This window comes from Pseudomonas sp. PS02302 (genome assembly GCF_029959585.1).
GTDB lineage: Bacteria > Pseudomonadota > Gammaproteobacteria > Pseudomonadales > Pseudomonadaceae > Chryseomonas > Chryseomonas aestiva.
Genome location: NZ_JASCON010000071.1, coordinates 18828 through 28832 on the forward strand (window position 1 = coordinate 18828; position 10005 = coordinate 28832).

Annotated in this window: 7 protein-coding genes; all 7 read left to right on the forward strand. The window is 67.5% G+C overall.

The window, feature by feature from the left end; genetic code table 11:
- Positions 1–216: 216 nt before the first annotated feature.
- The 7 genes from QMX82_RS19910 (at position 217) to QMX82_RS19940 (ending at position 9855) form a co-directional block, all read left to right on the forward strand.
- Positions 217–1320 carry an efflux RND transporter periplasmic adaptor subunit gene (locus QMX82_RS19910; RefSeq protein WP_282286821.1) on the forward strand — a complete coding sequence of 368 codons (1104 nt, stop codon included), beginning with the start codon at positions 217–219 and terminating at the stop codon, positions 1318–1320.
- Positions 1317–2387: an efflux RND transporter periplasmic adaptor subunit gene (locus QMX82_RS19915; RefSeq protein WP_282286823.1), complete on the forward strand. Its 1071-nt coding sequence runs from the start codon at positions 1317–1319 to the stop codon at positions 2385–2387. Before QMX82_RS19910 ends, QMX82_RS19915 begins: the two co-directional genes overlap by 4 nt.
- Positions 2384–5437 (forward strand): efflux RND transporter permease subunit, encoded by a 3054-nt coding sequence (locus tag QMX82_RS19920; protein ID WP_282286824.1) that lies wholly within the window; start codon positions 2384–2386, stop codon positions 5435–5437. The genes QMX82_RS19915 and QMX82_RS19920 overlap by 4 nt, the downstream gene beginning before the upstream one ends.
- 218 nt (positions 5438–5655) lie before the next feature.
- Complete coding sequence (locus QMX82_RS19925) at positions 5656–6597, forward strand: LysR family transcriptional regulator (protein WP_282286826.1); 942 nt, start codon at positions 5656–5658, stop codon at positions 6595–6597.
- A 118-nt stretch (positions 6598–6715) separates the two neighbouring features.
- Entirely contained in the window at positions 6716–6886 is a 171-nt protein-coding gene (locus QMX82_RS19930; protein ID WP_166655881.1) for a hypothetical protein, read from the forward strand.
- A 120-nt stretch (positions 6887–7006) separates the two neighbouring features.
- A complete protein-coding gene (locus tag QMX82_RS19935; RefSeq protein WP_282286828.1) occupies positions 7007–8818 on the forward strand; it encodes an aminopeptidase P family protein in 1812 nt (603 codons plus the stop codon).
- Positions 8815–9855: a threonine aldolase family protein gene (locus QMX82_RS19940; RefSeq protein ID WP_208693197.1), complete on the forward strand. Its 1041-nt coding sequence runs from the start codon at positions 8815–8817 to the stop codon at positions 9853–9855. Before QMX82_RS19935 ends, QMX82_RS19940 begins: the two co-directional genes overlap by 4 nt.
- The last annotated feature ends 150 nt before the right edge of the window (positions 9856–10005 follow it).

Genomic DNA, 10005 nt, shown 5'->3' on the forward strand with positions numbered 1-10005 from the left:
CGCACGTATCAGTTGACTGCCGCCCGGAATGCCGGGTTCCAGGGCATTTGTGAACATTTGTGGGCGAGTGGCCGCTCCGGTAGCGGGCGTTTGCACCTGGCCCTCGGTATAGCGCTTCCCAAGTGGCCTCAGGCACCCGACAATTCGTCAGACGAACCCCCTGCGGCGCGCGTGGTCAGTTCGCAGATCGCGCCTCTTCCACCAACAAGGACAATCATGAGGGCTCTCCGCCTTGCTCGCCTCTGCCAGGTAACGGCTGCTCTGACCCTGGTAACGCTGTTACCGGGCTGCTCCCAGGAGCAACCTCCCACCGAGGAACGGGCACGGGTGGTGGTGGCGCAGCTGAGTCCGATACAGGACAGCCAGCGCATCCCCTTCACCGGAGATATCCAGGCACGCGTCCAGGCGCCGCTCGGTTTTCGGGTGGGTGGCAAGATCAGCGAACGGCTGGCGGACGTCGGTGATCGCGTGCGCGAGGGCCAGGTGCTGGCCCGGCTGGACCCCCAGGATCTGCGCAACAACCTGGCCGCCGCCCAGGCCCAGGTGGAGGCCCAGGAAGCCCGCACGCGCCTGGCCCGCGTCGATTTCGAGCGCCAGGCCGCGCTGCTGCCCAAGGGCTACACCAGTCGCAGCCAGTACGACCAGGCCCAGGCCACCCTCGACGGTGCGCGCAGCGCCCTGCAGACCGCCATGGCCCAGCGCGACGATGCGCGCAAGCAGCTCGGCTATACCGAGCTGCGCGCCAGTGCCGCCGGAGTGCTGACCGCTCGCCACGCCGAGGCCGGGCAGGTGGTTCAGGCCGGGGCGGCGATCTTCGACCTGGCGGTGAGTGGCGACCTCGACGCCGTCTTCGAGCTCTACGAATCCCTGGCCCGCGAACTCAAGATCGGCCAGACCCTGCCCATCACCCTGCAGGCGCAACCGGCGATCGCGACCCAGGGCACCCTGCGCGAGATCGCGCCGACGGTGGCCAGCAGCGGCACGGTGCGCATCAAGGTGCAACTCGATCGACCGCCAGCGGCCATGACCCTGGGCGCGGTGGTCAACGCCCAGCTGGAGGGCGTGGCCGAGCAGGGGTTCGCCCTGCCCTGGACGGCGCTGAATGGCACCACCGATCAACCCGCCGCCTGGCGCCTCAATGACGATGGCCGAGTCAGCCTGCAGCCGCTGCGCATCGAGCGCTACACCCGTGACAGCATCATCGTCAGCGATGGGCTCAAGGCCGGTGACCGCATCGTGGTCGCCGGTGGCCAGGCGCTCAGTCCCGGGCAGAAGGTCGAGCTCGCCGAGCGCTCCGCCTTCAACGAGGTGCGGCCATGAAGTCCCTGTTGCCGCTCTGCCTGCTGCTGGCCCTCGCCGGCTGTTCCGACGACAAGGCGCCGCCGCCGCCGATCCGGCCGGTGGCGACCCTGACCCTCAGTGCCCCGCCGCCCGGGCGCGAGGTCTTCGCCGGCAGCATCCAGGCGCGCTACGAGAGCGTGCTGGGTTTTCGCGTCGGCGGCCGCATGACCCGGCGGCTGCTGGACGTGGGTCAGCTGGTGCGTCGCGGGCAATTGCTGGCGGCGCTGGATCCCACCGATCAGGACAATGCCCTGCGCAGTCGCCAGGGCCAGACCGCCGATGCCGACGCCCAGTGGCGCGATGCGCGCAACGATGCGCGGCGCCAGCAGCAGCTGTTCGACCAGGGGGTCGGCTCGCGCTCCCAGCTGGACCAGGCGCTGACCCGGCTGCACACCCTGGAAGCTTCCCGCGAGCAGGCCCAGAGCGCCGAACGCCAGGCCCGCGACCAGCGCAACTATGCCGAACTCCAGAGTGATTTCGACGGGGTGATCACCGCCTGGCAGGCCGAGGTCGGCCAGGTGGTGTCCGCCGGTCAGCCGGTGGTGCGGGTCGCCCGCCCGGACGTCCGCGAGGCGGTCCTGGATCTGCCGGCCCAGGCCATCGGCCAGCTCACCCCGGGGCGCGTCCTGACCGTGCGCATGGCCCTGGATCCCGAGGTGGCGGTGCAGGGCCGGGTACGCGAGATCGAGCCCCAGGCCAATGCCAGCACCCGCACCCGACGGGTACGCCTGACCCTGGACGAGCCGCCGGCCGCGCTGCGCATCGGCAGCCTGGTGCAGGGCGAGCTGGAGTCGCCGCCGGCGACGGGCCTGCCGCTGCCGGTCCAGGCGCTGCGGCGCCAGAATGGCCAGACTCTGGTCTGGGTGGTGGCAGGCCAGGGCGAGCAGGCGCAGGTGCGCCAGCGTCCGGTCGAGGTGCTGCGCGAGGCCGCTGGTCTGGCGTGGATCGGCAAGGGCCTTAAGGCGGGTGAGCGGGTGGTGACGGCAGGGGTGAACAGTCTCGAGGAGGGACAGCGGGTGAAGGATCAGGAGGGCGCTCGGCCATGAAAGGCTTCAACCTGTCGGACTGGGCGCTGCGCCACCAATCCTTCGTCTGGTACCTGATGTTCGTCGCCCTGCTGATGGGCGTCTTCTCCTACATGAAGCTGGGCCGGGAGGAAGACCCGTCCTTTGCCATCAAGACCATGGTCATCCAGACCCGCTGGCCGGGGGCGACCACCGAGGAGACCCTGCGCCAGGTCACCGAGCGGGTGGAAAAGAAGCTCGAAGAGCTGGATTCCCTCGACTACACCAAGAGCTTCACCCGGCCGGGGCAGTCCACGGTGTTCGTCTATCTGCGTGACACCACGCCGGCCAAGGCGATTCCCGATATCTGGTACCAGGTGCGCAAGAAGGTCTCGGACATCCAGGGCGAATTCCCCCAGGGCATCCAGGGACCGGCCTTCAACGACGAATTCGGCGATGTCTTCGGCAGCATCTATGCCTTCACCGGTGACGGCTTCAGCATGCGCCAGCTGCGCGACCAGGTGGAGCAGGTGCGCCGCGAGATCCGCAGCGTGCCGGGCATCGGCAAGGTGCAGCTGATCGGCGCGGAGAACGAGGTCATCTACCTGGACTTCTCCACCCGCAAGCTGGCGGCCCTGGGCATCGACCAGCGCCAGGTGATGCAGAGTCTGCAACAGCAGAATGCGGTGACCCCCTCGGGAACCATCGAATCCGGCGCCGAGCGCATCAGCGTGCGCACCAGCGGCGAATTCCGCTCCACCGCCGATCTGGCGGCGGTCAATCTGCGCATCGACGATCGCTTCTATCGCCTCACCGACCTGGCCGACATCCGCAGCGGCTACGCCGATCCGCCCAGTTCGCTGTTTCGCTACAACGGCCAGCCGGCCATCGGCCTGGCCATCGCCATGAGCAGCGGCGGCAATATCCAGACCTTTGGCAAGGCGCTTACCGGGAAGATGCAGGAGCTGACGGCCGACCTGCCGGTGGGCATCGGCGTGCATGTGGTCTCCAACCAGGCGCAGGTGGTGGAAAAGGCCGTCGGCGGCTTTACCCGGGCGCTGTTCGAGGCGGTCATCATCGTGCTGGTGGTGAGCTTCATCAGTCTCGGCGTGCGCGCCGGCCTGGTGGTGGCGCTGTCGATCCCCCTGACCCTGGCGCTGGTGTTCGTCTTCATGGAGTACAGCGGCATCACCATGCAGCGGATCTCCCTGGGCGCCCTGATCATCGCCCTTGGCCTGTTGGTGGACGACGCCATGATCACCGTGGAGATGATGGTGACCAAGCGCGAGGAGGGCGAGTCGCTGCACCGCTCGGCGACCTTCGCCTACGAATCGACCGCCTTTCCCATGCTCACCGGCACCCTGGTGACGGTGGCCGGCTTCGTGCCCATCGGGCTCAATTCCAGCAGCGCCGGCCAGTACACCTTCACCCTGTTCGCGGTGATCGCCGTGGCGCTGCTCCTGTCCTGGATCGTCGCGGTGTTCTTTTCGCCGGTGATCGGCGTGCACATCCTGCCGAAAAAGGTGAAGCAGAAGGACCACGACCAGCCCGGCCGCTTGGCACGCTGGTCCGACGGCCTGCTGCTGGGCGCCATGCGCCACCGCTGGCTGACCATCCTCCTCACGGTACTGCTGTTCGCCGCGGCGCTGTTCTCGATGAAGTTCGTGCAGAACCAGTTCTTCCCGTCCTCGGATCGACCCGAGCTGCTGATCGACTTCAATCTGCCGCAGAACGCCTCCCTCGACGCCACCCGCGCGCAGATGGACAGATTCGAGAAGACCCTGGCCGATGATCCGGACGTGGCCCACTGGAGTTCCTATGTCGGCCAGGGCGCGGTGCGCTTCTATCTGCCGCTGGACCAGCAGCTGGAGAATCCCTTCTATGGCCAGGTGATCCTGGTGGCCAAGGACCTGGAGGCGCGCAATCGCCTGCTGCCCAAGCTCAAGCAGCGGCTGCGCCAGGACTTCGTCGGCCTGTCCGGTTACGTCCAGCCGCTGGAGATGGGTCCGCCAGTGGGCCGGCCGATCCAGTACCGCATCAGTGGTCCGGACGTCGCCGAGGTACGCCGCCAGGCCCTGGCGCTGGCCAGCGTGCTGGGCAAGAGTCCCCAGCTGGGGGACTTCCTCTACGACTGGAACGAGCCGGCGCGGATGCTCAAGGTCGAGGTCAACCAGGACAAGGCGCGGCAGCTGGGCTTCTCGTCCCAGGACGTGGCGCAGATCCTCAATGGCGTGGTGACCGGTACCCCGGTGACCCAGGTACGCGACGACATCTACCTGGTCAACGTGGTGGCGCGGGCCAGCGAGGCCGAGCGGCGCTCGGTGGAGACCCTGGAGAATCTGCAGATCATGACGCCCCAGGGCGTCGCGGTGCCGCTCAAGGCCTTCGCCCGTATCGACTATGCCCTGGAGCAGCCGCTGGTGTGGCGCCGCGATCGGCTGCCCACCATCACGCTCAAGGCCTCGATCCTCAGCGAGATCCAGGCGCCGGACCTGGTCAAGCAGCTGCAGCCGGAGGTGGATGCCTTCATCGCCAAGCTGCCGCCGCGCTATCAGGTGGCGGTGGGCGGCACGGTGGAGGAGAGCAGCAAGGCCCAGGGCCCGATCGCCGAAGTGGTGCCGCTGATGCTGTTCCTTATGGCCACCTTCCTGATGATCCAGCTGCACAGCATCCGCAAGCTGTTCCTGGTGGCGAGCGTGGCGCCCCTCGGGCTGATCGGCGTAGTGCTGGGCTTGATCCCCTTTGGCCAGCCACTGGGTTTCGTCGCCATCCTCGGGGTGCTGGCGCTGATCGGCATCATCATCCGCAACTCGGTGATCCTGGTGACCCAGATCGACGCCTTCGAGCGTGACGGTCGCTCGCCCTGGGACGCCGTGGTGGAAGCCACCCGACACCGCCGCCGCCCGATCCTGCTGACCGCCGCCGCGGCCAGCCTGGGCATGATTCCCATCGCTCGCGAGGTGTTCTGGGGGCCCATGGCCTACGCCATGATCGGCGGCATCGTCGCGGCGACCCTGTTGACCCTGCTGTTCCTGCCGGCGCTGTACGTCGCCAGCTATCGCATTCGCGAGCCGCAGCGTGAGGAGCGATGAGTGAAACGGTCGGGCAAAAAAAACGGCCCTCTGGCGGAGGTCTCCAGAGGAGATATCTGCCAGAAGGCCGCAAGGAGCTATCCAAGGAGCCACTGCCGGAGGGAAGGATTCGCGCGGTCGAATGTCGAATCCACAGCAGCTCACCGCACCACTATCGTGCGTGCTACTTTTTCAATAAAGTGACGGCTTGACGAAACTCCATTGCGAAAAAGGCAATAATGGATATCTTCCAAGGCATGCGCATCTTCGTCCGGGTGGTGGATCTGGGCAGTCTCACGGCTGCCGCCCACACCCTCGCCCTGTCTACCGCCCAGGTGTCGCGCCTGCTGGCGGAACTGGAAAGCCACCTGCAGACCCGCCTGCTGCACCGCACCACCCGGCGCCTGGCGCTGACCGAGGCGGGCGAGCGCTACCTCGAACGCTGCCGACGCATCCTGCAGGATGTCGGCGAGGCCGAAGCCGAAGCCAGCGGTGCCCATCTCAAGCCCCATGGGCATCTGCGCCTGCATTCCATGACCGGCCTGGGCACCCAGTTGCTGGCGCCCCTGGTGTCACGCTTCTGCGCGCGCTATCCCCATGTCGAGATCGTCATGACGCTCTCGCAGAACCATCCGGCGCTGCTGGAGGATGGGCATGACATCGCCATCACCCTGGATACCGAACTGGCCGATTCGGATTTCGTCGCCCAGCGTCTCGGCGGTGTCTACAGCGTGGTCTGCGCGTCGCCCAGCTACCTGGCGCAGCGTCCGGCACCCAAGGTGCCCGCCGAGCTTGCCGAGCACGACTGCCTGCGCCTGATGGATCCGAACTTCTCCGAACGCTGGGTCTTCGCCGGCGAAGACGGCGAGCAGCAGGTCGCGCCGCGCTATGTCTTCCAGGTCAACGTCGCCGAGGCCCTGGCCAGCGTGGCCCGCCAGGGCATGGGCATCTGCCTGCTGCCCAGCTATATCGCGGTCAACTACCTGCGCGATGGCAGTCTGGTACGGCTGCTGCCCAACTTCCGCCTGCGCGAACGCAACATCCATGCGCTCTATCCCTCGCGGCGCTTTCTCGACGCCAAGATCAAGACCTGGATCGATTTCCTCAAGGAGGAATTGCCCGAGCGCCTTCAGCTGGAGAACCGGGTGCTGGAAGACCAGCGCTACTGGGCCAAGGACTAGGGCCGAGCTTGTTGCGGGTTTTGTAACAGTGATTTAGTTAGCATGCTATTTATTAGGCTGCGTTCTTTACCTAGAATGGTCCCGTACCCCGATGAACATGACCTTTTAGGAGTTCGCCATGAAACGTTCTCTGTCCGCCCTCGTGCTGACCCTTGCCACCCTGACCGCCGCCCAGTTCGCCGCTGCCGACGACAATCCCAGCCTGAGATACAAGCTGGTCGATCAGAATCATGCCGCCATGCAGCATTACAGTGATCAAGCCGCTCCCGCCGCCGACGCGCGTCGCTGAGCCGCTCCGCTTTCGAAAGACCACCCCTCTTTGCTCCTTTGGTCTTTCTCCGCCGCACCCTTCGGGTGCGGCTTTTTTATATCTGCGGCACACTGAGCCCCTGACCTTGTCGAGGTGCTCATGACCGCCATTTCCGCTCAACGACTTGCCGACCTGCGGGCCTTCCTGGCCGAGCAGGGCGCCGATGCCTGCCTGATCCCCAGCGCCGATCCCCATCTGTCCGAATACCTGCCGGAACACTGGCAGGGCCGTGCCTGGCTGTCCGGTTTCACCGGCTCCGCCGGGCTGTTGCTGGTGACGCGCCAGGGCGCTGGCGTCTGGACCGACAGCCGCTACTGGGAGCAGGCCACCCAGGAGTTGGCGGGCAGTGGCATCGACTTGATGAAGCAGGTCGCCAGCCAGCCCCAGGCCCATCTGCAGTGGCTGGCCGAGCAGGTGCCCGCGGGCGGTACGGTACTGGTGGACGGCCAGGTGCTGTCGCTCGGCGCCGCGGCGGCCCTGCGCCGGGCACTGGAACCCAAGGGTATCCAGCTGCGGACCGACCTCGATCCGCTGGCGACGATCTGGACCGGGCGCCCCGCGCTGCCGGCCGCGCCGGTCTACGCCCATGCGGCGCCCCATGCGCCCCAGCCGCGCAGCGCCAAGCTCGCCCAGGTGCGCCAGGCAATGGCCGAGGCCGACACCGCCTGGCATTTCATCTCCTCGCTGGACGACATCGCTTGGCTGCTCAACCTGCGCGGCGCGGATGTGCCCTACAACCCGGTATTCCTCGCCCATCTGCTGCTGGGTCAGGACAGCTGCCAGCTGTTCATCGATCCGGCCAAGGTCCCGGCCGAGCTCCGTGCGGCCCTGGAAGCGGACGGCGTGACCCTGGCCGACTACCACCAGGCCGCCACCGAACTGGCCAGCCTGCCGGCTGGTAGTCGCCTGCTGGTGGACCCGGCGCGGGTCACCCTGGGGCTGGCCGAGGCCACGCCCCAGGGCGTCGAGCGGCGCGAGCAGATCAATCCCTCGACCCTGCTCAAGGCCTGCAAGACCGCCGCGGAAGTGGCCCAGGTGCGGACCGCCATGGAAGAGGATGGCGCGGCGCTGTGCGTCTTCTTCGCCCGCTTTGAGGCGGCCCTGGCCCGCGGCGAGCGCCTCACCGAGCTGACCGTGGACGATTGGCTGAGCGAAGCCCGCGCCGCCCGGCCGAATTTCGTCTCCCTGAGCTTCGCCACCATCGCCGGCTTCAATGCCGGCGGCGCCCTGCCGCATTACCGCGCCACCGAGGAGGCCCATGCCGAACTCCAGGGCGACGGCCTGCTGCTGATCGACAGCGGCGGCCAGTATCTGGGTGGCACCACCGACATCACCCGGGTGGTGCCCATCGGCACCCCCAGCGCCGCCCAGCGCCGCGACTTCACCCTGGTGCTCAAGGGCATGCTGGCACTGTCGCGAGCGCGCTTCCCGGCCGGCGTCGCCGCGCCCATGCTCGATGCCCTGGCGCGCGAGCCGATCTGGGCCGCCGGCATCGACTACGGCCACGGCACCGGTCACGGCGTGGGTTATTTCCTCAACGTGCACGAGGGACCGCAGTCGATTTCCTTCTATGCCACCGTGACCCCGCACCATGTCCTGCGCGAGGGCATGATCACCTCCAACGAACCGGGCATCTATCGCCCTGGCCAGTGGGGCGTGCGGCTGGAAAACCTGCTGCTGTGCACCCGCGCGGAAACCACCGAATTCGGCGATTTCCTGGCCTTCGAGACCCTGACCCTCTGTCCGCTGGACACCCGCTGCCTGGATCTGGCGCTGCTGCGCAGCGACGAGCTGGACTGGCTGGATGGCTATCACGCCGAGGTCCGCCGCCGCGTGCTGCCGCTGGTCGAGGGCGCCGCGCGCGACTGGCTGCTGGCCCGTACCGAACCCGTCGCGAGGACTGCCCGATGAGCAGCAACGCCCAGCAATTCGCCAGTGACAACTATTCCGGCATCTGCCCGGAAGCCTGGGCCGCCATGGCCGCGGCCAACGTCGGCCACGAGACCGCCTATGGCAACGACACCTGGACGGCGCGCGCCGCCGATCGCTTTCGCCAGTTGTTCGAGACCGACTGCGAGGTGTTCTTCGCCTTCAACGGCACCGCGGCCAACTCCCTGGCCCTGGCGGCGCTGTGCCAGAGCTACCACAGCGTGATCTGCTCCGACACCGCCCACGTCGAGACCGACGAATGCGGCGCGCCGGAGTTCTTTTCCAACGGCTCCAAGCTGCTGCTGGCGCCGGCCCATCAGGGCAAGCTGACCCCGGGCGCTATCCAGCAGATCGCCACCAAGCGCGCCGACATCCACTTTCCCAAGCCGCGCGCGGTGACCGTCACCCAGGCCACCGAGGTGGGCACCCTCTATGGCCTCAACGAACTGCAGGCCATCAGCGCCACCTGCCGCGACCTCGGCCTGCACCTGCACATGGACGGCTCGCGCTTTTCCAACGCCGTGGCCGGCCTGGGCTGCACCCCGGCCGAAGTGACCTGGAAGGCCGGCGTCGATGTGCTCTGCTTTGGCGGCACCAAGAGCGGCATGGCGGTGGGGGAGGCCATCCTCTTCTTCAATCGCGACCTGGCCGAGGACTTCGAATACCGCTGCAAGCAGGCTGGCCAGCTGGCGTCCAAGATGAGATTCCTCTCCGCGCCCTGGCTCGGCGTGCTGGAGAACGACACCTGGTTGCGCCACGCCCGCCATGCCAACGCCATGGCCCAGCTGCTCGCCGAGCGGGTGCGCGGGGTGCCCGGCGTGGACTTCATGTTCCCGGTGGAAGCCAACTCGGTATTCCTGCAGCTCTCGGAACCGGCGCTGGAATTCCTGCGCAACCGCGGCTGGCGCTTCTACACCTTCATCGGCAGCGGCGGGGCGCGTTTCATGTGCTCCTGGGACACCGAGGAAGCTCGGGTACTGGAGCTGGCGGCGGATATTCGCACGGCGATGGGCGGGTAGGGCGTATCGCGGCCGCTCCTACAGCAGCCAGATAGCCTGTAGGAGCGGCCGCATCGGCGGACCGCCACGGCCGCGATCAGATCTGGCACGGGGATTATCGCAGCCGTGGCGGTGCGCCGATGGGGCGCGCCCCGACGATCGATCGTGCTT

Excerpts from the sequence above, each read along its gene's own strand:
- QMX82_RS19910 (WP_282286821.1), top strand. The coding sequence starts at position 217 with ATGAGGGCTCTCCGCCTTGCTCGCCTCTGCCAGGTAACGGCTGCTCTG.
- QMX82_RS19915 (WP_282286823.1), top strand. The coding sequence starts at position 1,317 with ATGAAGTCCCTGTTGCCGCTCTGCCTGCTGCTGGCCCTCGCCGGCTGT.
- QMX82_RS19920 (WP_282286824.1), top strand. The coding sequence starts at position 2,384 with ATGAAAGGCTTCAACCTGTCGGACTGGGCGCTGCGCCACCAATCCTTC.
- QMX82_RS19925 (WP_282286826.1), top strand. The coding sequence starts at position 5,656 with ATGGATATCTTCCAAGGCATGCGCATCTTCGTCCGGGTGGTGGATCTG.
- QMX82_RS19930 (WP_166655881.1), top strand. The coding sequence starts at position 6,716 with ATGAAACGTTCTCTGTCCGCCCTCGTGCTGACCCTTGCCACCCTGACC.
- QMX82_RS19935 (WP_282286828.1), top strand. The coding sequence starts at position 7,007 with ATGACCGCCATTTCCGCTCAACGACTTGCCGACCTGCGGGCCTTCCTG.
- QMX82_RS19940 (WP_208693197.1), top strand. The coding sequence starts at position 8,815 with ATGAGCAGCAACGCCCAGCAATTCGCCAGTGACAACTATTCCGGCATC.